Origin of the sequence: Alcaligenes sp. SMD-FA, from assembly GCF_025960365.1 — a bacterium.
GTDB lineage: Bacteria > Pseudomonadota > Gammaproteobacteria > Burkholderiales > Burkholderiaceae_B > Alcaligenes > Alcaligenes aquatilis.
Window position 1 is genome coordinate 679481 of record NZ_CP110108.1, and the last position, 21702, is coordinate 701182.

A 21702-nucleotide genomic window follows, 5' to 3' on the forward strand; every position below is an offset into this window, starting at 1 on the left:
GTCAGGGGTGTAGTACAAAATAATTTATGAAAATTCTTCGGCTTTTTGCCCTCTTGGATCAATTGAGAAGTGCTCGTTATCCAGTTTCTGCCGAGGCACTCGCACAGAGGTTCGGCGTTTCACCGCGTACTATTTATCGAGATATGGCCAGCCTTCAGGCGATGGGTGCGCCTGTGCGGGGCGAGTCCGGCCTTGGCTATCAATTGGAGAAGGGCTATTTTCTGCCACCGCTGCAATTTGACCCTGATGAGATGGAAGCGATCATGCTTGGCTTACGCCTTGTGATTGCTCGTGATTGTGGGGACTTGAGGGATGCTGCCCAGCGAGTCTCGGGTAAAGTCGCCAGCGCCCTGGGTGAAGAAGGAGGGGAAAGGTTTCAGACCCTCCCAATTTTGGCGGTAAGCCGACCACAGCTAGGTGAGGAGCAAGTCACGAGGTGGGGCAGCATTCTGCGTAAATCCATTCGTGAGCGACGTGTCTTGGAGCTTGCCTATTGCGATCTTGGCGATCGCACTAGCTGCAGACGTGTCCACCCTCTTGGCCTGACGCTGTTCGATGAAGTGTGGCTTCTGACAGCGTGGTGCGAGCTGCGTCAAGATTTTAGGAATTTCCGACTGGATAGGATTAGCGGGATTAAGGAGATGGATGATCATTTCCGTCCGCAGAACGGGCAACGCTTTAAGGACTATTTAGCCAAACTTTGAGTGTGTCGTAAGGGGGCTGTTGCCCCCAAACTATTTTCTCTATGAGGCTTAAATCAAGCCTGCCACTGGCTGTATTCGTACAGACGCACCACATCGCCGGGGGAGACATGGGAGTCGGCAGGGATGCGGGCCAGTGCCTGCGCCCAGGGCAGGGAGCTGATCACGCCCGAACCCTGATTATTGAATGGCCGCGCCAGCAGGCGGCCTTGTTCGTCGCTATCCACTTGTACTCGGATGAACTCTTCGCGGTCACCTTCAAAGTGGCGCTCGCCTTGCAAAATGCCGTAGCGAATCGCAGGCAGTACTTGATGGCGGCCTTGCAGGCGACGAATCAGCGGTGACACCATCAAGGAAAACACCGCGTAAGAGGACACCGGATTGCCGGGTAGGCAGACCAGGGGTTTGTTGTCTATGTACGCCAGTGCCAGCGGTTTGCCGGGCTTCATGCGCACTTTCCACAGATCTAGCTGACCGCCTATCCCTTCGATGGCAGGCTTTACAAAGTCCTTTTCACCGACCGAGACACCTCCTACGGTCAGCACCAGATCGCAGCGTTGCAGTAGTGCTTTCAGGGCGTCCTGAATGGCTTCCAGTGTGTCTTTGGCATGGACAGCATGGACTGTTTCAACCCCTAGTGCTTGAAGCTGTGCACGCAGCATGGGGGCGTTGGAGTTGTAGATCTGGCCGGTTTTCAGTGGCTGACCGGCGGGGGTCAGTTCGTCACCTGTGGTCAGAATACCCACTGTCAGGCGAGGGTAGACCTGTAGCTGAGCGTGGCCTTGCGCAGCCAGTTGGGCAATATGGGCTGCTGTCAGCTTGGTGCCTGTGGTGATCAGCACCTCACCGATGCGCATGTCTTCACCACGGCGGCGGATGTTCACGCCTGCCACGGGCATTTCCAGAATGCGCACGCCCTGTTCGTCTTCCTGGCAGTTCTCCTGAATCACCACGGTATCGGCACCGGGCGGCAGCATGCTGCCGGTAAAGATGCGAATCGCCATGTTCTCTTGCAGCGTTTCAGGAATATCGCCGGCATAGCAGCGTTGCTGAATGGGCAATACCTTGCCATCGGCAATATCAGCCAAGCGCAGGGCATAGCCGTCCATGGCGCTGTTGTCGGCAGGCGGCATGTCCAGTTGAGCTTGAATATCCTGGGCCAGAATGCGTCCCAAGGCCTGCGACAAGTCGCAGGTCTCGATTTGGGTGGGAACTTGCCCTGCCTGGGCCAGCCTTTGCTGTGCTACGTCAAATTCGATCATAGGATGGATAAATTCGATAAAACAATTCGTGGCTCAGGGCGTCAGAGCACGGTGGAAAGGAGGTCGTTCCGGAGCAGCCACTGCCATGCCTTTGCAGGCATCAGGACTTGGCTGGCTCCAGATATTCAGAGGCAAAATTGCACGGGCGATGACGGCTGTCCAGTTGTTCTTTCAGGATTTTTTCCCAGGCTAGTTTGCAGGCACCGCCCGAGCCGGGAATGCAGAACAACAAGGTCCGGTTGGCCGTTCCAGCCAGCGCATCGGATTGCAAGGCCGAGGAGCCAATATCCTGATAGGACAGGTAGCGGAACTGTTCGCCAAAGCCGGTAATGACCTGATCGAGCAAAGGCGTGACTGCGGCAATCGTGGATTTTTTATGGCTGAAACCCGTACCGCCATTGCAGATGATGACGTTGATTTCCGGGTCCAGAATCCATTGGCTGAGCAGGGCGCGGATGGCGTAGATATTGTCCTTGCTGATGGCTCTCCGTACGCAGTAGTGGCCGCTGTCCGTCAGGCTGGCTGCCAGATAGTCGCCGGATGTGTCTTCATCTGGGCCACGGCGGTCTGAAATTGTCAGGACGGCCACATTCAATCGGGCAGCGGGTAAGTCGCTCTTGGCTTTAGACATGCTTGTTGGTGTCCGCAGAAGTATTCCAGGCATCGGTTTTCTGGGCATCGCTGTCGCGCTGCTGTACCCAGAAACGTTTGCCGTCAGCCAGGGTTTCGCGTTTCCAGAAAGGAGCGCGGGTTTTCAACACATCCATGATGAATTCGCAGGCACGAAAAGCATCGCCCCGGTGGGCGCTGGTCACGCCAACATAAACGATTTGTTCGGTCAGATGCAGTTCGCCCACACGGTGTACGACCAGCGTATCCAAAATGGGCCAGCGTTGGCGGGCCTGATCGCAAACCGCTTCGATCTCGCGCTCGCACATGCCAGGGTAGTGTTCCAGGAACAGGGATTCGGTGGCAGTGCCATCGACCTGATCGCGCACATAGCCGGTAAAGGTCACCATGGCACCGGCCTTGCCGCCAGCCGTGGTACGCAGTTCGGCGTTCAGGGTGGCAACATCAAAATCTTCGGTCTGGATGCGAATCATCTCAACCTCCGGTGACGGGCTCGAACACAGCCACTTCATCGCCGGGTCGGACAGGGTCGGTGGGTTTGGCGTGAAACTGGTTCACCGCCACATGCAGGCGGCCTGCCATATCGCTCAAATTCGGGTGGCGTTGCAGTAGGGCCTCAGTCCATTGCTGGACGGTGCCTTCCTGGGGCCATTCCCAGTTTTCCTGGCGCTGGCCTGTGCGTTCGGCCACTTGGGCGAAGTACAGGACGCGCAATGTTAAAGGGCTTGTCATGCTATCTCCGTGAAAGGGCTTAGGCAAAAGCTGTCCAGGTCCCGCTTTTGCCGCCGGTTTTCTCCAGCAAACGGGTCTGTTCAATCACAATGCCTTTGTCGGCCGCTTTGCACATATCGTAAATGGTCAGGGCGGCAATGGAGCAGGCCGTCATGGCTTCCATTTCAACGCCAGTGGTATAGCGGGTGCGGCAGGTAGCCAGCACCGCAATGGTGCCCGCCGCCGCATCACTTTCAAAATCAATGCCGACAAAATCCAGGGGCAGGCTGTGGCACATGGGTATCAGTTCGGCACAGCGTTTGGCGGCCAGCACACCTGCCACACGGGCGGTGTTAAGCACTTCGCCCTTGGCATTGTGCTGGGCTGACAGCAGTTGATAGGCAGCCGGGCTCAAACGTACCACGGCGCGGGCAGTGGCAGAACGGGATGTCGCCGATTTGTGGCTGACATCGACCATCTGAACTTTGCCATCTTCATCCAGATGGGAAAGGTGCAAATCGGTGTTTTCGGTAGTGGTGCTCATGATCGCTCCGGGGACCGGGCCTAGTGCGCGGTTCTAATAGTTTATGGCTGCATTATATACACCCGCCCCGGTGGTTTTGACTAAGGCCCCGGCGGGTTGCGGTCTTCCCGCAGGCGGGCTGGGTCCAGTAGTCGGGCCAGCTCGATCAGCGTGCGGGCCTGCATCTTTTCCAGTGCTCGGGCACGGTGTACCTCCACCGTGCGCATGGTGATGTTCAGGTCCTGGGCAATCTGTTTGTTCAGTCGTCCCTCCAGCGCCAGGGCCAACACTTCACGTTCGCGCTGAGACAGGGTATCCAGCCGTTGTTCCAAAGCCTGCTCGTGGTCTCGTGCTTCCTGGCTGGCTTCGTAGTTGCGCAGCACCTCCAGCACGCGGTCCACCAGATCGTTATCGTTAAAAGGCTTTTCGATGAAATCTGCCGCGCCTTGTTTCAGCGCGGTCACGGCTAGGGGCAGGTCGCCGTGGCCGGTCAGAAAAATAACGGGCAGGCAGGACTGGCGCTGGCGCAGTTGCTCAAACACCTCCAGGCCGGACAGGCCATCCATGCGTATGTCGAGCAGAATGCAGCCTTGGGTTTCGGGGCCAAGCGCATTGAGAAAGGCCTCGCCGCATTCCCAGCGTTCGGTATTGACCTGACGGGTAGCAAAGAGCCAGGACAGGGCATCGCGGATGGCCGGGTCGTCGTCCACGATGTGGACTAAAGGGGCGTGCTTAGTCATGTTCGATCAAGGGCAAGGAAAACAGGAAGGTGGCACCGTGGGGAACCCCGTTTTCAAACCAGAGTTTGCCATGGTGCAGCTCCACAATGGAGCGACAAATATTCAGACCAATGCCCAGGCCCTGAGCTTTGGTGGTGGTAAAGGCCTGGAACACCTCGGCCATGATGGTCGCTGCTACACCGGGGCCTTGGTCGGCCACCATCACCAGCACCACACCGTTGCTGGCCTGCATGCTGACTTCCAGTACCCGGCGTTCCGGCTCCAGGCCGGACATGGCTTCGGCAGCATTACGCAGCAGGTTGAAAATCAGTTGTTCCAGTAGCACCTTGTCACCCATCACGGGCAGGTTCTCGGGGTGAGAGGGCACGATCAATTGAATCTGATGATGACGCAGGCCCGCCTTGGCCATGGCCAAGGCGCCTTGCAAGGCATCGGGCAAATTCAGGGGGCTGAGCTGCGGATCGCGTTTACGTACAAAGTCGTGAATGCGGTGGATGATTTGCCCGGCACGGCGTGTTTGTTCGGCCAGACTTTCCAGGCCTCGACGCAGCAGTGTCGGATCCAGTGGTTCATTACCCAGCAGGTTCAGGGAGCCGGCTGCATAGCTGGCAATGGCCGATAGCGGCTGGTTCAGTTCATGGGCCAGCGTGGAGGCCATCTCGCCCATGGTGATGAGTTTGGCCGTGTGGTGCAATTGTTCGGACTGTGAGCTGGCCAGGGCTTCGGCCTGCTTGCGCGAGCTGATGTCAATGATGGAACTGATCCAGCCCACATGCTGTTTCTGGGCGTCAATCAGCGGGGATTCAAAGACCTGTACATCGACGCGCGAGCCGTCCGGACGTTGGAACAGCGTGTCAAAGACCTGCACGGAGCGGGAGGACTTCAGGCGGTCCCGGCGCTCCAGCGTTTCATCCATCATCTCCGGCACCCACCAGGGCATGGGCGGTGCCAGACCAATAATTTCTTCGCTGCTGCGCCCGACCAGTTCGCAAAACGCCGGGTTCACATACAGCACCTTGCCGTCCAGATCGCGGGCGCGCATGCCGGTCACCATGGAGTTCTCGATAGCACTGCGAAAGGCTTGTTCCTGCCTCAAGGCCAGCTCGGCATCACGGCGTTTGCGTGCGTAGTGATGTTGCATGGCCAGGTTCACCACAGCCAGTAAAGCCAGACCGGCAATGACGGTCAGCAGCAAGGTGAAGGTGGGAATGTTTTTTTGCGGATAGGGTGTCATCAGCAAACGCACGCCATGCAAAGGCGGGTCTACCGACATGGCGTAACGTAATTCGCTTTGCCCCGGCTCGCCTTTGGAGCGTGTGGCCAGCGTCTGGTCGCCCTGGTCGATCAGGGAGACGTGATACTGCTCGGCGATCCACCAGGGCACGTTTTCCATCAGAATGGTGGCCAGGGAAAAGGTGGCGCGCAAGGTGCCGACAATCTCGTTGTCCTCGTAAATGGGCACCACCAGATCCAGCACACTTTCCTGGTGCTCATTGGAGTAGTAGGCAGGTAACCAGGTGGACGTGCGAGGCGTGCTGACGTGGGCCGCAATTCGGGTGTCGGCACCGGGAGGGCGCACCAGCAAAGTGGTGCCAAAGCGATCTTGTACCGCGACTTTGAGCAGATCGGGGTGAATGGTTTTGAAGTGCTGTAACTGTGTCAGTGCCGTCTGGGTGGTGGCGGGCTGGGAGTGAACTTCAATTTCACTGGCAATGCGGCTTAAATTGTTCTCGTGCGAGCGCAATTGAAAGGACAGGGACTGCTCCACCCACAGGGCATTGCGTATCAGCTCGTTGGATTGCTCCTCATGGCGCTCCTTGCTGACTGCCCAGGCAAACACGCCCATCAGCAGCACAATAATCAGAATGGCCAAAATGGGCACATAGGTGCTGATCGGGTGGGCGGCCAGGGTGCGTGAGGCAGCCTGGCGCATGAATCCGGACGGACGGGCAAGACGCATCATGACAAAAGGTTTCGGATTTCCACAATAGATAATTCGGGACTGCTTTTTTAAGCTACACGCTTTCAAGCAAATCAATCAATAACACGTGTCGGTTCCCCACCGACCGGAGGCAAACATGAAAAAGACCCTTGTGGCCAGCTTGCTGGCGTCCGTATTCTTGTCCGCGCCTGTTCTGGCCAACCCCATGATCATCAAGTTCAGCCACGTTGTGTCGCCAGACACACCCAAGGGCAAGGGTGCTGTGCGCTTTAAGGAACTGGCCGAAAAATACACCGAGGGCAAGGTCGTTGTCGAAGTCTACCCGAACTCGCAACTGTACAAAGACAAGGAAGAACTCGAAGCCCTGCAACTGGGCGCGGTACACATGCTGGCCCCATCGCTGGCCAAGTTCGGTCCTTTGGGCGTACGTGAATTTGAGGTGTTCGATCTGCCTTTCATCTTCAATGACCGCAACGATCTGCGTAAGGTCACCGAAGGGCCTGTGGGCCGCATGCTGCTGGACAAACTGGAGCCCAAGGGCATCAAGGGCCTGGCTTACTGGGACAACGGTTTTAAGGTCATGAGCGCCAATACGCCCCTGAAAAGCGTGGACGATTTCCTGGGCCTGAAGATGCGTATTCAGTCCTCCAAGGTTCTGGAAGCCCAGTTCAAGGCACTGGATGCCGTGCCTCAGGTGATGGCGTTCTCTGAGGTGTACCAGGCCCTGCAAACCGGTGTGGTCGATGGCACCGAGAACCCGCCGTCCAATATGTACACCCAGAAAATGCATGAAGTGCAAAAGCACGCCACCGTGTCCAATCACGGTTATCTGGGCTATGCCGTGATTGTGAACAAGAAGTTCTGGGAAGGTCTGCCTGACGATATCCGCCAAGGCATGGAAAAGGCCATGGCCGAAGCCACGGTTTACGCCAACGATATTGCCGAGCAAGAGAACAACGATTCCATGAAGGCTATGCAAGAGTCCGGCAAGACTCAGTTCTATCAGTTGAGCGATGCCGAGCGTCAGGAGTGGGTCAAGCAACTGCATCCTGTTCACAAGGAAATGGCATCTCGTATCGGCCAGGACGTGATCGATGCCTTTTACCAGGCGACCGAATAAAGTCGGTTTTCTCCGCTTATCTTGTACAGGTCTGTTTCAGACCTGCTCCGTTTTTCTTCCCGCTACTGCGCCGCGCCTGCCCGTGATCCGGGTGGGCCCGCTGTAGTCTGGAGCTACCCATGTTCTTACGTATTCTGGACCGCTTTGAGGAGGCGTTCATCTCGCTTCTCATGGTGGCCGCCGTGGTGATTATTTTCGTAGCGGTCTGCCAGCGTTACTCGGTCAGCATGCTGGCTGATCTGGTGTCCTGGTCGCGGGCCCAGGGTTACGAATCCGTGATGGCGATGGCCCGTTCAAGCTATCGCAGTGTGGCTGGCATCAATTTGCTCTGGGCGCAGGAGCTGTGTATTTACCTGTTTGTCTGGATGGCCAAGTTTGGTGCCGCATACGGCGTACGCGTGGGTATCCACGTGGGTGTGGACGTGCTGGTTAACGCGGTAGGGCCGCGTTGGCGCCATCTGCTGGTGGTGATTTCCCTGTTCGCCGGTGCCTTGTTTACCGCCATGGTTGCCTGGATTGGCGGCAGCTTTGTCTACGACATTGCCCATACAGCTCAAGTGTCGGCTGACCTGGAAGTGCCTGTCTGGATTGTGTACCTGGCGGTGCCTGCGGGTTCCCTGCTGATGTGTTTTCGTTTCCTGCAAGCCTTGATGAATTTCATTCAGACTGGCCAGTTGCCCCATCACGAGCCTGCGGCTGATCTGATCGCTGAAACAGAGCGCGGTGTGTCTGAATCCGAAGGAGCGCGCGCATGACCGCCCTGATTATTTTTGCCTTGCTGGCTATCCTGCTGTTGACGGGCATGCCCGTGTCGATTGCCCTGGGTCTGACGGTGATGGGGTTCCTGTTCACCATGACAGACGTGCCCATGGACAGTATTGCTCTGAAGCTGTTTACCGGCATCGAGAAGTTCGAGATCATGGCGATTCCGTTCTTCATTCTGGCCGGTAGCTTCCTGACGCACGGTGGGGTCGCGCAGCGCATGATTCGCTTTGCGGCCTCCATGGTGGGCCATTTACCCGGCGGCATGGGCTTGGCAGCGGTACTGGCTTGCGCCTTGTTTGCCTCGATCAGTGGTTCTTCGCCAGCTACTGTGGCGGCCATTGGGTCGATCATGATTCCGGCGATGGTCAAACAAGGCTATCCCGCACAGTTCGGAACCGGCATTGTGGCTACCTCTGGTGGTCTGGGTATCTTGCTGCCACCTTCAATTGTGATGGTGATGTACGCGGTGGCTACCAGCGGCATGATGGTCGAAGGCCCGGATGGAGCCAAAGTAGGCACCGCCTCGATTGGTCAGCTATTTATTGCAGGTGTGGTGCCGGGCTTGATCTTGGCGCTTGCCCTGGGTGCGACCACCATGTTCCGCGCCTGGAAAATGAACTACCCCCGTATGCCGCGTGCTTCTTTCAAAGAGCGCTGGCGTGCCTTCATGGATTCCATCTGGGGGTTGATGCTGATCGTTATTGTGATGGGGGGAATTTACTCCGGTGTGTTCACGCCGACCGAAGCTGCCGCCATCAGTGCCGTGTACGCCTTTGTGATTGCGGTCTGGGTCTACAAGGATGTGAAGCTGCGCGAGGTAAAACGCATTGTGCTGGAGTCGGCGGCCATGAGTGCCATGCTGCTGTACATCATCACGAACGCGGTCATGTTCGCCTTCATTTTGACCTCCGAGCAGATTCCACAAGCGATTGCCGAATGGATTGTGTCGCAAGGGATGGGGCTGATTGCCTTCTTGCTGTTCGTCAATGTCTTGTTGCTGGTGATCGGTATGGTCATGGAGCCATCGGGGCTGATCCTGATCATGGCCCCCATTTTGTTCCCGGTTGCCATGAAGCTGGGCATGGACCCGGTTCACTTCGGCATCATGATGGTGGTGAATATGGAGATCGGGCTGGCGACGCCGCCGGTTGGCTTGAATCTGTATGTGGCGTCCAGCATATCGAAGCTGGGCCTGACCGAAGTGACCAAGTCCACCATGCCGTGGTTGCTGACGGGCCTGGCCTTCCTCTTGATGATTACCTTCATTCCAGGAATTACGCTTTGGCTGCCCCGCATGATGGGATGGCTGTAGAGGTCCTGATCGCTATCGGCGAGCAGGGCAAGGTGAGCCCATGATGGGGCAGTACGGCTTTATGCAATCGGCGTAAAACGTGAATCACCTGGAAGGCCGGGCAAAAAGCCCGGCCTTTTTTTGTGGGTGAGTGTTTTGGTGCTGACAGATTTTTTTGCTGTATGGACTGTGTTTTTTGAGTGCGGGGACCGGCTGATTCCAGCATCCACCAAAGGTTGCTGCCTACGTGTGCTGGTCTGATTGTCTTTCAGCGCTGAATAGTTTTTCTTGGCTGTGTAGGCAAATGAAACGTACTGATAAGTATTATTTGTCTATCAGACACGCTAGTCTATTAGTATCATAGTTTGATCGGGCCGCCATACTGGCGGTGTTTATTCATACGGAGACCTTATGTCCATTTCAGTCGGTGAGCGCGTTCCAGACGCGACCCTTAGTGAGTACATTGAAACCGCCACAGAAAGTTGCCCGATGGGCCCCAATAACTTTCAGGTGGCTGATCTGGTTAAAGGCAAGAAAATTGCCGTGTTTGCCGTCCCTGGCGCTTTCACTCCCACCTGCTCCGAGCAGCACTTGCCTGGCTTTGTCGCCAAGGCAGATGAGTTCAAGGCTGCTGGCGTGGATGAAATCTGGTGCGTGTCTGTGAACGATGCTTTCGTGATGGGTGCATGGGGTAAGTCCCTGAATGTCAATGGCAAAGTGCGCTTGTTGGCTGACGGCAGTGCGGTCTGGACCAAGAAACTGGGTCTGGAGTTTGATCTGACGGCCAAAGGTCTGGGCGTTCGTTCCAAGCGTTTTTCCGCCTTGCTCGATGATGGCGTTGTTAAACAATTGAACATTGAGAACGACGGAGGCCTGCATACGTCGGATGCAGATACTCTGCTCAAACAGGTACAGTCTTAAGTATCTGACCCTGCGCCAGTCCGGCCAGGCGTGGGAGTGAAAGCTTACAAAGCGCTGGCTGCAAGCTGGCGCTTTTTTTACCGTGCTTTTGTCGCGGCACCCCGGCTGGAGTGTGGGGGATAGCCAGAGTAAGCACGGTGCTGCTGTTTTTTATAGGATGTGTGAATGCTGTCATCGGTGGGTGCGTTTTCGTCCCTGTACTTTGCGACCCTGATGCTCTTGCTCAGCTCGGGCCTATTCAACACCTTCATGGGGGTGCGCCTGACGGCCATCTCCGTGTCAGAGGTATGGATTGGTGGGCTGATTGCGGTGTATTACCTGGGCCTGGTATTTGGTGCTCGTATGGGCCATCGCCTGATCATGGGCGTGGGCCATATTCGTGCGTACGCCGCCAGTGCTGCCATTGTCACCATCTGTGTGCTGGTGCAGATTCTGATCGACTCCATGTATGTCTGGCTGCTGCTGCGTTTTTTGGCGGGCGCAGCGATGGTAGTGCAGTTCATGGGTATTGAAAGCTGGCTGAACGAGCAAAGCGACAATAGCCAGCGCGGTACAATTTTTGCCATTTACATGGTGTTCTCCAGTCTGGGCACGGTGTTGGGACAGTTGTCGTTAACGCTGTTCCCGCATCTGAATTACGAACCCCTGGTTTTTGTGGCGATCTGTTCGGCCTTCAGTCTTGTGCCGGTGGCGATTACCCGTCGCAGTCATCCGCCTTTGCAAGTCCCCGCACCCATTAATGCGCGTTACTACGTAGACCGCGTGCCCTTGTCCTTGATGGTGCTGCTGGTGGCTGGCATGTTGACCGGGGCCTTCTACGGGCTGGCCCCGGTATATGCGGTGCGTGTCCATTTAAGTAGTGAGCAGGCGGCCTTGTTTGTTGCGGTGTCGGTGGCAGCCGGGGTGTTGGCTCAGTGGCCGGTAGGCTGGTTGGCAGATCGCATGAATCGCGTCAAGCTCATCCGCATCAATGCAATCTGTTTGCTGGTCTTGGCTATTCCCTTGTGGGGCTGGTTCGAGGCACCGTTCTGGTTCTTGCTGGTTTTTTCCGCGCTGTTCGGGATTCTGCAATTTACGCTCTACCCCTTGGGGGCGGCGTTTGCCAACGATAACGTGGACCCAGAGCGGCGGGTCGGGTTGAGCGCCATCCTGTACATGGTGTATGGCTTGGGGGCCTGTTTGGGGCCGCTGCTTGCCGGCGGCCTGATGACTTACATCGGCAGCAACCTGTACTACATTTTCGTGGCGGCCTGTGGTTTGGCCCTGGTCCTGTTGGTTCGTCCGCAAAAGGTGCTGGGCGATCACTTGAGCCAGGATGCGCCAACCAACTTTGTGCCTATGCCCGATAGCTTGCAAAGCTCGGCTGCGGCGGTGGCATTGGATCCACGGGTCGATATCAGTTCTGACGTATCACACGACCCGGTGTTCGAGGATCTGCCTCCGGTTGAGGAGCGCGTGCCTGCGACAACGGAAAGTACTGCGGTAGAGCGCCAGGCGGAGGATGAGGCCGTAGAAGCAACGCTTGCCGAGGACGACAAGAGGGTTGATCCTGTTGCGGGAAGTTCCGGAGGCTTGGATGATTCTGGGAACCCGGCAGATGTGGATAGCTCGGGCGGTGCGCAAGAGGCAGAGAGCAAGCGGAAACCGTCAGATCCAGCTCCGTAAACAGTCGACAGAATCGAACCTGTTTTCGTGGCGCTTTACGACCATGATTCACTCAAAAAAACCCAGGCCAGGCCTGGGTTTTTTTTCTTTGCCCGGATCTTAAATCTGGAATTCAAGCCCGTTAGATTTAGCTTCAAGCTCAATCTTGCCAGCCAGAATATCCTGCTGCCGCGCTGCACTACGCAGGCGTGTATGAGATACGCCTGGGACTGTTTAACGTGGAATCAGGGCCACGATCGCGCCTATTGCCAGGGCAACCCCCACGATATTGAGGGCGCTGAGTTTTTCTTTGAAGAAGCCCGCTCCAACAATGGCCCCCAAGGCAATGACGCCAATATTCATGGCCGAGAACACCAGGGTGGGGTTTTCCGGGAAGATTTGGTGGGCGCGGATGTAAAAGAAAATATTTCCGAAGTTCAGCAGGCCTAGTACCAGACCAGCCAAGAGACTGCCTTTGTGCCAACTGGTGCGCTTGGCCAGCAGCCAGCACAGCATCAGCACTCCTGCCAAGGAGAAGGACACCACCAGACTGCTGGAGAAAGCGGCGCCGGCTTTGGAGAGCTGCTTGAACATGATGTCGATCACGCCATAGCCCAGCCAGACCGCCAGCAGCATCAGGGCCGGATGTCCGGAACCCGCGTCCTGCTTACTGGTTTGGTGGGGACGTATCAGCAAGCACAGCAGGGCGGTCAGGGCCAAGCCTATGCCCAATAGTTTCTGTCCGCCCAGATGTTCGCCAAACAGCAGAAAGGCCGCCAGCAAGGGGATGAACAGAGACAGGCGTTGGGCGGCATCGCTCAATACAATACCGGCCTGGCGTACGGCTGCCGCCATGAACAGAAAGACACTAGGCAAAAGCACGCCCAAGGCAATCAGAATCCACCAGGGTGTGGCGGGATTGAGCAGGCTGCTGGGGTGTGGCTGCAGCAAGACCAGGCTTAAGGTTACTGCCACGCCGTAGTTGACCATGATGGCCTGGGCGACATCGATCTGCCGCTGGCGGGCAACTTTGAGCAGAATGGAAACAGCAACACTGCACAGAATACTGGCGATCAAAGTGAGCATATTAAAGGGCCTCGACCATCGCGCGTGGACGGGTTTGTTCCAAAGACAAAGGAGGTTCGGACAGTGTGGTTTTGGCCGCTTCCAGTTGCAGGCGGGCAAACAGATCCTGGTCCGCTACAAACTGCGGGTTGCCGGTGGTCAGCAATTGCTCGCCATAGAAGATGGAATTGGCCCCCGCCATAAAGCACAGGGCCTGTGTGCTGTCATCCATGGTTTCGCGGCCCGCTGACAGGCGCACGGCGCTGGTGGGCATGAGGATACGTGCAATGGCGATAGTGCGTACAAACTCGAAGGGGTCCAGGTCATCGACCTGATCGAGCGGTGTGCCTGGCACTTTTACCAATTGGTTGATGGGGACGGACTCGGGGTAGGGGCGCATATTGGCCAACTGGGCCAGCAGGCCGGCACGCTCGCGGCGACTTTCGCCCATGCCAATGATCCCGCCACAGCAACTGTTCAAGCCGGCTGCACGTACGCGCTCCAGCGTGTCCAGGCGGTCCTGGTAGGTGCGTGTGCTGATGATCTGGCCATAGAACTCGGGAGAGGTGTCCAGGTTGTGATTGTAGTAATCCAGCCCAGCCTCTTTTAGGCGTTCGGCCTGACCGTCTTTCAGCATGCCCAAAGTGACACAGGTTTCCAGCCCCATCGCTTTGACGGCACTGACCATATCAATGACTTGGTCCAACTGCTTTTCTGTAGGGGAACGCCAGGCGGCACCCATGCAAAAACGCTGTGCGCCCTGTGCCTGGGCCGCGCGGGCCGCCTCCAGTACCTGTTCCAGAGGCATCAAGGGTTCGGGTTCCAGCTCGGTCTGGTATTTGGAGGATTGCGGGCAGTAGGAGCAATCCTCGGGACAGGCGCCAGTCTTGATGGACAGCAGGCTGGAGAGCTGGATTTGATTGGCGGGGTGGTGCTGTCTATGTACGCTTTGCGCCTGGAATACGAGATCCATAAAGGGCAGTTCGTAAAGCTCCATGATGCGACGAATTGTCCAGGGCGCGGGGTTATTTACAGACATGGCAGGCTACCTTATTCAGTGACGCGGCTATGCTAGGTGCTCTGCCTGTGAAAGACGACTTCTGTCCCTGCTTGGGAGTGACGGCTTTCCCTCTGCAGAGGCTTTTTTCAGTGATAATTAAGCGAAATTGTTGCTAACTTCGCTTAATTGACATGCCTGATAGCGATACAAATTGTTTCTTGGTCAGTGTTTGCAAAATGTTTCTGTTGCTGGTTTAGTACCTGATTAGCGTGGTTTCCACCTTTTTATTCGCAGTAAACTGACCGGTGATTTTGCGAAAGGATAAACATGCACGTGTTCGAGCGCCGCATCACGGTGGAGTGGGGTGATTGCGATGAGGCCGGGATTGTTTTTTATCCCAACTATTTTTACTGGTTTGATTGCACGTATCAGGCGTGGCTGCGGCAGGCTGGTTTGAGCCAGCGTGTCTTGCGACAAGAATACGATGCCGTAACCCCGTTGGTGGATGTCGGTGCCAACTTCCGCGCACCTGTTACCTATGACCGCGAAATTCGCGTTTGTGTGCATGTGACCCAATGGCTGGAGCGGCGTTTCAAGCTTGAATATCAAGTCTTCAATATGGATGGTGTGCTGGTAGCAACTGGCCACGAGTGGCGTGCCTGGGCGCGGGTCTTGCCGGAGGGGCGGCTGAAAGGAGCTGCCATTGCCGATGGTTTCCGTCAGCGTCTAGAAGGGAGCAGGGCTGTTTAAATCAGCCTGATTGGAGACAGGCAGTCGCTGCTGCACGTGGTGCAACTGTGGTTTGCCATTGGTCGGGATATAGACAAAAGCCAATTGCTTGAACAGGCGTGCTTGCCAGCGCGCTTGTTGCAGACTGATGTCCAATACCAGCAAGCTGGGTTCATCCGGCCATTTACCTTTGGGGTCCAGGTTCACGGCGGGCCACCAATGAAGGTCCTGTTTTTGCAAATCGCGTAGCAGGGTTTCCTGAACGGCATCGTTAAAGGCGCGGCTGCAAATTTGGGCGCCTGGATTGCAGGCGGTCAAAATCGCTGCGCCACGACTGTTTTCTTGTTCCAGCAATTGATTCAGAGTGCGGTTGAGCTGGCCGATGCGCACGTCTATATCGCCCTGAGGGCTGTGTACTCGGTAAATTGCCTTCTCGAAAGCGTGAGACAGGGCGGCGGGCAAGTTGTTCGGTGTAGACATAAGCTAACTGGCGTCGTTCTGTTCTCCAGGCCCACAAGACTGGCCGTGGGACACATGGTTTTTCCCTCACAAACCCCCGTCCGTGGGCAAAAAATGCTCCCTTTTGTGGGGGCGGCTGGCAGGCGGTATGCCTGCCTCGCGTGCGGGGTTCGGTCCAAACCATGCATCCATTATTTACATAGTTTCAGCCTTCAAGCAAGTGATGAGACGCGTGGGTCCTGGATTCGATTCCAGATCGAATACAAGCTGGGTAAAAACAGGAGGGTCAGGATGGTGCCAATCGCCGTGCCACCGATCAGCGTCAGGGCCATGGAGCCCCAGAACACGGAGAAGGACAGCGGGATGAAGGCCAGTACCGCCGCCAGCGCCGTCAGAATAACGGGGCGGGCACGCTGTACGGTGGCCTCGATTACGGCGTCGTAGGGCGAGGCACCCTCGGCCCGGTTGGTCTTGATCTGCTCAATCAAAATCAAGGTATTGCGCATCAAAATCCCCGCCAGACCGATCAGCCCCAGAATCGCGGTAAAACCAAAGGGCTGCTGGAAAATCAGCAAGGCAGGTACGCTGCCGATCAGGCCCAAGGGGGCCGTCAGGAACACCATGATCATGTTCGATAGCGAACGCACTTGAATCACGATAACCAGCAGCATCAGCGCAATCATGACCGGGAAAACGGGCAGCAGCGCGTCGTTGGATTTCTTGGCCTCGGCGGTAATGCCGCTCATCTCGATCAGGTAGCCAGGGGGCAGGGAAGCTTGCAAGGAGGCAAACTCCTTCATCACCCGGTTGGCGACCTCTGCCGGTTGTACGTGCGGAGCAATATCACCCCGTACCGTCATGGTAGGCAGGCGGTTGCGACGTGCCAGCTTGGGTTCTTCCTGCATGATTTCCAGCTTGCCGACTTGCTCCAAAGGTAGATTCTGGCCCTGATCATTCATGACGGTCAGGCCGGACAGGCGAGTGGGATCATGGCGGTTGACGGCCGAGCTGCGCGCTACGACCAGTACATTACGTAAATCCTCGCGGTATTCCGCAACCGTTGCGCCGTCCAGCTGCAACTGGATTTGTTCTGCCAGACTCTGACGATTCAGGCCCAGGGCCTGCAGGCGTTGAGGGTCTACATTTAGCTTTAAGACGGGCACACGCGAACCCCAATCCACGTTCACCTGACGCATGTCCTTGTCGGCACGCATAATCGTCATGGCCTGCTCGGAAATATCGCGTAGCGTGTCCAGGTCGGGGCCGCGCACCAGAAACTCCACGGGGTATTTGGTGGATGGGCCGAACACCAGTTGCGTTGCGCGCACTCGCGCTTCTGGCGTCAAACCATCGGCCACCACCTGGCGAAAGCGTTGCAGCAGAGCATCGCGGTCGTGATAATCGGCGGTCAGCACCACCAGACGGGCAAAAGAAGGGTCGGGCAGTTCTGGGTTGTAGGACAGAAAGAAGCGCGGTGCGCCTTGCCCGGTATAGCTGGTCACCAGCTTGGTCTCGGGCTGCTCGCGCAACCAACTCTCGACCTTGCGAGTAACGGCCTGCGTGGACTGAATGCTGCTGCCTTCAGGCAACTGCACTTCTACCAGCAGCTCGGGCCGATCGGAGGTGGGGAAGAATTGCTGTTTGACGAAACCCATGCCTACAACTGCCAGCACGAAGGCACCCACCACAATGCCGGCCACCAGAAACTTGTGGTGTACCGACCAGGCAATCATGCGGCGCAGACGCTTGTAGTTGGGGGTGTCATAAATGGCTTGGTGACCGCCTGGACGGGCAGGAATGGCGGGCAGCAGTTTCACGCCCATATAGGGAGTGAAAGCCACGGCAACCAGCCAGGAAGTCAGTAGGGCGGCGGCCAGAATCCAGAAGATATTGCCCGCGTATTCTCCAGCAGAGGAACGGGCAAAACCCACTGGCAGAAAGCCAATGATCGTCACCAGGGTGCCGGACAGCATGGGTGCAGCCGTATGGTTCCAGGCATAGGCAGCGGCTTTCAGGCGGTCCATGCCTTCTTCCATTTTGACGATCATGATCTCGATCGCAATAATGGCGTCGTCCACCAGCAGGCCCAGCGAGATAATCAGCGCACCCAGCGTCACCCGGTCAAACACCTTGCCCGTCATCATCATGATGACGAACACCATGGCCAGCGTCAGGGGGACGGCTGCTGCCACCACAATTCCCACACGCCAGCCCATGCTGATCAGACACACCAGCAGCACGACGCTGAGTGCTGCGAAGAACTTGAACATGAATTCGCCCACGGCCGAAGCAATGTTCACCGACTGGTTGGTCACGGTCTCCAGCGAGAAACCCAGAGGCAGGGCAGCGGCAATATCTTCCCGTGCCTTTTCCAGATCCTTGCCCAGATACAGGCCGTTGTAGCCCTCCTGCATCACGACATCCAGCAGCATGGCAAATTGGGCGTTGTGATGAATCTCGAAGCTGGGCGGGTCCTCGTAACCCCGGCTGACCGTGGCAATATCGCCCAGTCGCAAGGTGTGACCTTGTACGTAGATATAGGTATTGCTGATGGCCTCTATATCATCCAGTCCGGCACTGAGGCGAAGATGAATGCGTGGTCCATCGGTGCTGACCGCACCACTGGCGGTCATGGCGCTGCGTTTGGACAAGGCTTCCAGGATCTGTTGAGGATTCAGTTGCAGATTGTGCAACTTGGCCTCGTCCAGATCGACAAAGATGCGCTCGCTTTGCTCGCCCAGAATGTTGACTTTCTTGACGCCGGGAACCTGCAGCAACTGGCTGCGTACCTTCTCGGCTTCGCGAGTCAGTAATCGCGGTGGCAAGCCTGGGGCTTGCAGGGCGAACAGGCTAAAGGACACGTCCGAATATTCATCGTTCACGAAGGGGCCTTGCACGCCTTTGGGCAGACGTGGAGCTTGATCTTGCAGCTTTTTGCGTAGTTGATAAAACTCGCTTTGGACGTCCGCCGGCGGCATGGTGTCTTTCAAGGTCACGACCATCAGGGCTGTGCCAGGGCGGGTAACCGTCTCTACCCTGTCAAACCAGCGCAGCTCCTGCATGCGTTTTTCCATGGGTTCGGCCACGAGATCCTGCATTTCCTGAGCCGTCGCTCCGGGCCACATGGCAGTGACCGTCAGCACTTTTACGGTAAAAGCCGGGTCTTCGGCTCGTCCCAGTTTCACGAAGGAGTAAATGCCGGAGGCTGCCAGAGCAATGATCAGGAACAGTGTGATGGCCCGTTCGCGCACGGCCAATGCTGAAAGATTGAAGCGGCCTGTCATGGTTTGGCCCCGCGCATTTCTGGGCGTACTTCCTGGCCTTCGTGCAGTAGATTGGCACCCAGGGCCACAATGGCTGTACCGGTTTCAGGGCCTTTGGAGAGGTAGGCGTACTCTTGGGCCAGTTTGGCAATCGTCACAGGCTGCCAGTGCACGGTTTTCTGATTATCAATGACCCATACGCCGGGGCCTTTGCCCGCATCGTAAATGGCGGTCAGTGGCACCTGATTCAAGGCGTCTGCATCGGGAGGTGTCAAATGCACGATGGCGCTGGAGCCTAGTCGGGCAGTGACGTTCTCACCCTCGAAGGAAAAGCGGGCCTGATAGCTGCGAGTGGCGGGGTCAGAGGATTGTGCCAACTCACGCAGTTGGGCGGGCAGGCTTTCCTGGGAGTCAGTGAGCTCGATCGTGGCGCGGGTGCCCAGTGGAAGATCCCATTGTTCGGGCAAACTGACGATGACATCACGTGGGCCGTCCTGGGCCAGGCGCAGCACGGCTTGCCCCGCACTGACAACCTGACCCACATCAGCCAACTGGGCGGTAATGATGCCGCTGGCCTCAGCCTTCAGGGAACTGTACTGGCCTGCGTTGCGGGCAAGGTCAGCCTGTGCTTGCGCTGACTTCAAGTTCGCCTGGGCGCTGCGTAGCGCTTGTCTGCTTTGCTCATGGGCCTGACGGGAGACACCCCCCTGATCGACAAGCAGGGATAAACGCTTGTAGTCTGACTGGGCTTGTTCTGCCTGAGCTTGGGCCGCCTGCACGGCAGCCAGACGAGCACGATGATCCAGTTGCAGATCCTTGGGATCCAGAGTCATCAAGAGCTGACCCTTTTTTACATGCTCGCCGTTTTGGACCTGGCGCGTATCAATCTTGCCGCCTACCCGAAATGCCAGCGGGCTCTCGATTCGCGCGCTAACCAAGCCCAGGAAACGCCGCTGCTGATCGGCCTTGGGCGCAACAACACTTTGAATTACCAAAGGAGCCTGAGTGCGAGGGTCTGCCTCTTGGGTCTGCTGACTACACCCCATCAGTACAAGGGCGGCAGACAAACTTAAAACGGGGCTAAGAGAGCGGAAAAGAGCCATGCAGGACTCCGGGTAAGTAAAGAGTTGGATGAACTGTAACTTGGGATTTGATGCTCAGGGCATCAGGCTGCGCAGGATTAGCTGGGTGACCACCAGCAAGCCTTGACGGGTTTTTTCAGGGGGGTGTATTTCCAGCAAGACGGGGTGCAGGCAGGCGGTCAAGGCAAATAAGATGCCTTGGACCACTTCGTCCAGGGGAGTACGACGCTCAAAGTCGCCACTTTCCCGACCCGCACGCACCAGTGCGGTAATTTGGGTCAGCAAATCCTCTCTGTGCTGGTTGACTGTGGCCCAGTTGTTTTGCAGAGCCTCAATCACCACCTCTTGCATGCGGCCTTCCCGCAAGAACAGCTCCAGGCTTAGATTGCAGGCGGTTTCAATGAAATGGCGCAGGCGTTCAATAGGCGGTAAATCGCCTTCAACAATTTGCTGTAGTTGCACGTGCATGCCATTGAGCACGGAATGACAAATTGCTTGGCCAATGGCCTGTTTGGAGTCGAAAAAACGATAGAGATAGGCGCTGGATACGCCTATGGACTTGGCCAGGCTGGCAACCGAGGTCTTGCGATATCCGTAGAGCCGGAAATGAGCATTGGCCTGCTCAATAATCTGTTCGCGGCGATGATGCTCGGTCGGGCCTCGCTGGCCCAAGGTGCTGGCGGACATGGAAGTTGAATGTTGAAGTAACGATAACGCAATACATTAACTTCCTTGCGTCTCAGGGGCAAGATAATTGCGTGCCTGAAACCACGAATTGACTGTTTGGTCGCGGAGGGGTTGGTGGTTGGGGTGCCGCGTCCGGCTACGCTGCAACGTGCTTGTGGATTGGCTAGAAAGAAGGTGAGGAACCTGCTGGATGTCAGCAGAGCTATCTGGCTTTCTGGGAGTCTGATGAGCGTGCCAGCTATAGAGGATCGAGATCTGATAATGGGCCAGAGCTGCCATTTTGAGGTGTGTCTGGTGCTGAAGCTAGGTAACTTGAGTAGCGGGCATGAAAAAAGCCTGATAGATTGAAATCTATCAGGCTTTTTGAATTTTTGGCGGAGCGGACGGGACTCGAACCCGCGACCCCCGGCGTGACAGGCCGGTATTCTAACCAACTGAACTACCGCTCCGCAGCGGTTGCCAAGCAAAAGCTTTGGCGTCCCCTAGGGGATTCGAACCCCTGTACCCACCGTGAAAGGGTGGTGTCCTAGGCCTCTAGACGAAGGGGACAGGACTTACAACTTAATCGTCGTTTTGGTGGAGGTAAGCGGGATCGAACCGCTGACCTCTTGCATGCCATGCAAGCGCTCTCCCAGCTGAGCTATACCCCCAATTTTCTTTACTTTGTATTTTGACTGTGTCAAAACACCCAAGTATCGAAATAAGTGTCAGGCTTGACGAGGCTTGCCACTTCAAACTGCTAAAACCAGTACAAGACTGATTTTTAAAATCTTTTGGCGGAGCGGACGGGACTCGAACCCGCGACCCCCGGCGTGACAGGCCGGTATTCTAACCAACTGAACTACCGCTCCGCAGCGGTTGCCAAGCAAAAGCTTTGGCGTCCCCTAGGGGATTCGAACCCCTGTACCCACCGTGAAAGGGTGGTGTCCTAGGCCTCTAGACGAAGGGGACAGGACTTACAGCTAATCTTCGTTTTGGTGGAGGTAAGCGGGATCGAACCGCTGACCTCTTGCATGCCATGCAAGCGCTCTCCCAGCTGAGCTATACCCCCATTTCGGTGTTCTTTGTGTTGACCACCAACGAAGAATTGAGATTATGAAGATGTTTTTGCCTTTGTGCAAGTCTTTTGAAGAAAAAAAACAAAATAAAGTGAAAAAACTTTAGATG

Annotated in this window: 20 protein-coding genes and 6 tRNA genes; 7 read left to right on the top strand and 19 right to left on the bottom strand. The window is 56.5% G+C overall.

Going from position 1 to position 21702, the window contains the following annotated elements:
* The first annotated feature begins 26 nt into the window (after positions 1–26).
* Positions 27–704, top strand: coding sequence for a helix-turn-helix transcriptional regulator (locus OKX01_RS03125; protein ID WP_264672438.1), 678 nt, complete (start codon positions 27–29; stop codon positions 702–704).
* 53 nt (positions 705–757) lie between these two features.
* On the opposite strand, the gene glp is transcribed toward OKX01_RS03125, so the two are convergent.
* The 7 genes from glp to OKX01_RS03160 form a co-directional block, all read right to left on the bottom strand.
* Complete coding sequence (gene glp, locus OKX01_RS03130) at positions 758–1963, bottom strand: gephyrin-like molybdotransferase Glp (protein WP_094195658.1); 1206 nt, start codon at positions 1961–1963, stop codon at positions 758–760.
* 100 nt (positions 1964–2063) lie between these two features.
* The gene (gene moaB / locus OKX01_RS03135) at positions 2064–2594 is read right to left on the bottom strand and encodes a molybdenum cofactor biosynthesis protein B (protein WP_108728084.1); all 531 of its coding nucleotides are present in this window, start codon (positions 2592–2594) and stop codon (positions 2064–2066) included.
* Complete coding sequence (locus OKX01_RS03140; protein WP_094195660.1) at positions 2587–3066, bottom strand: molybdenum cofactor biosynthesis protein MoaE; 480 nt, start codon at positions 3064–3066, stop codon at positions 2587–2589. The genes moaB and OKX01_RS03140 overlap by 8 nt, the downstream gene beginning before the upstream one ends.
* A gap of 1 nt (position 3067) precedes the next feature.
* Positions 3068–3325: a molybdopterin converting factor subunit 1 gene (gene moaD / locus OKX01_RS03145; protein ID WP_009463873.1), complete on the bottom strand. Its 258-nt coding sequence runs from the start codon at positions 3323–3325 to the stop codon at positions 3068–3070.
* A gap of 19 nt (positions 3326–3344) precedes the next feature.
* Positions 3345–3848 carry a cyclic pyranopterin monophosphate synthase MoaC gene (gene moaC / locus OKX01_RS03150; RefSeq protein ID WP_094195661.1) on the bottom strand — a complete coding sequence of 168 codons (504 nt, stop codon included), beginning with the start codon at positions 3846–3848 and terminating at the stop codon, positions 3345–3347.
* Positions 3849–3928: 80 nt separating this feature from the next.
* On the bottom strand, positions 3929–4567 hold the full coding sequence (locus OKX01_RS03155) for a response regulator transcription factor (RefSeq protein WP_094195662.1): 639 nt from the start codon (positions 4565–4567) through the stop codon (positions 3929–3931).
* Positions 4560–6530 (bottom strand): PAS domain S-box protein, encoded by a 1971-nt coding sequence (locus OKX01_RS03160; RefSeq protein WP_108728081.1) that lies wholly within the window; start codon positions 6528–6530, stop codon positions 4560–4562. Before OKX01_RS03160 ends, OKX01_RS03155 begins: the two co-directional genes overlap by 8 nt.
* 115 nt (positions 6531–6645) lie before the next feature.
* On the opposite strand from OKX01_RS03160, the gene OKX01_RS03165 reads away from it, so the two are divergent.
* From OKX01_RS03165 to OKX01_RS03185, 5 genes are all read left to right on the top strand, one after another.
* Positions 6646–7629, top strand: coding sequence for a TRAP transporter substrate-binding protein (locus OKX01_RS03165; protein WP_264672439.1), 984 nt, complete (start codon positions 6646–6648; stop codon positions 7627–7629).
* 119 nt (positions 7630–7748) lie between these two features.
* Entirely contained in the window at positions 7749–8384 is a 636-nt protein-coding gene (locus tag OKX01_RS03170) for a TRAP transporter small permease (RefSeq protein ID WP_094195665.1), read from the top strand.
* A complete protein-coding gene (locus OKX01_RS03175; protein WP_230019029.1) occupies positions 8381–9706 on the top strand; it encodes a TRAP transporter large permease in 1326 nt (441 codons plus the stop codon). Before OKX01_RS03170 ends, OKX01_RS03175 begins: the two co-directional genes overlap by 4 nt.
* A 390-nt stretch (positions 9707–10096) precedes the next feature.
* Positions 10097–10606 carry a peroxiredoxin gene (locus tag OKX01_RS03180; RefSeq protein WP_094195667.1) on the top strand — a complete coding sequence of 170 codons (510 nt, stop codon included), beginning with the start codon at positions 10097–10099 and terminating at the stop codon, positions 10604–10606.
* 165 nt (positions 10607–10771) lie between these two features.
* Positions 10772–12271: an MFS transporter gene (locus OKX01_RS03185; protein WP_094195668.1), complete on the top strand. Its 1500-nt coding sequence runs from the start codon at positions 10772–10774 to the stop codon at positions 12269–12271.
* A 213-nt stretch (positions 12272–12484) separates the two neighbouring features.
* Here the strand turns inward: OKX01_RS03185 and OKX01_RS03190 are convergent, their stop codons facing one another.
* Positions 12485–13336 carry a hypothetical protein gene (locus OKX01_RS03190; RefSeq protein ID WP_108728079.1) on the bottom strand — a complete coding sequence of 284 codons (852 nt, stop codon included), beginning with the start codon at positions 13334–13336 and terminating at the stop codon, positions 12485–12487.
* 1 nt (position 13337) lies between these two features.
* Positions 13338–14354 (bottom strand): biotin synthase BioB, encoded by a 1017-nt coding sequence (gene bioB / locus OKX01_RS03195; protein WP_094195670.1) that lies wholly within the window; start codon positions 14352–14354, stop codon positions 13338–13340.
* Between the two features lie 288 nt (positions 14355–14642).
* Here bioB and OKX01_RS03200 point away from each other — a divergent pair, with 288 nt between their 5' ends.
* A complete protein-coding gene (locus OKX01_RS03200; RefSeq protein WP_094195671.1) occupies positions 14643–15065 on the top strand; it encodes an acyl-CoA thioesterase in 423 nt (140 codons plus the stop codon).
* Here the strand turns inward: OKX01_RS03200 and OKX01_RS03205 are convergent.
* From OKX01_RS03205 to OKX01_RS03250, 10 genes are all read right to left on the bottom strand, one after another.
* Complete coding sequence (locus OKX01_RS03205; RefSeq protein WP_108728078.1) at positions 15042–15524, bottom strand: DUF3293 domain-containing protein; 483 nt, start codon at positions 15522–15524, stop codon at positions 15042–15044. The genes OKX01_RS03200 and OKX01_RS03205 overlap by 24 nt on opposite strands.
* 191 nt (positions 15525–15715) lie before the next feature.
* On the bottom strand, positions 15716–18787 hold the full coding sequence (locus OKX01_RS03210) for an efflux RND transporter permease subunit (RefSeq protein ID WP_264672440.1): 3072 nt from the start codon (positions 18785–18787) through the stop codon (positions 15716–15718).
* On the bottom strand, positions 18784–19869 hold the full coding sequence (locus tag OKX01_RS03215; protein ID WP_094195674.1) for an efflux RND transporter periplasmic adaptor subunit: 1086 nt from the start codon (positions 19867–19869) through the stop codon (positions 18784–18786). Before OKX01_RS03215 ends, OKX01_RS03210 begins: the two co-directional genes overlap by 4 nt.
* Positions 19870–19923: 54 nt before the next feature.
* Positions 19924–20535, bottom strand: a complete 612-nt coding sequence (locus tag OKX01_RS03220; RefSeq protein WP_094195675.1) for a TetR/AcrR family transcriptional regulator — start codon at positions 20533–20535, stop codon at positions 19924–19926.
* A 372-nt stretch (positions 20536–20907) separates the two neighbouring features.
* A tRNA-Asp gene (locus OKX01_RS03225) sits at positions 20908–20984 on the bottom strand.
* Positions 20985–21008: 24 nt separating this feature from the next.
* A tRNA-Glu gene (locus OKX01_RS03230) sits at positions 21009–21084 on the bottom strand.
* A gap of 25 nt (positions 21085–21109) precedes the next feature.
* Positions 21110–21185: transfer RNA gene (locus OKX01_RS03235), tRNA-Ala, on the bottom strand.
* A 124-nt stretch (positions 21186–21309) separates the two neighbouring features.
* A tRNA-Asp gene (locus OKX01_RS03240) sits at positions 21310–21386 on the bottom strand.
* A gap of 24 nt (positions 21387–21410) precedes the next feature.
* Positions 21411–21486, bottom strand: a tRNA-Glu gene (locus OKX01_RS03245).
* Positions 21487–21510: 24 nt separating this feature from the next.
* Positions 21511–21586, bottom strand: a tRNA-Ala gene (locus tag OKX01_RS03250).
* Positions 21587–21702 lie beyond the last annotated feature (116 nt).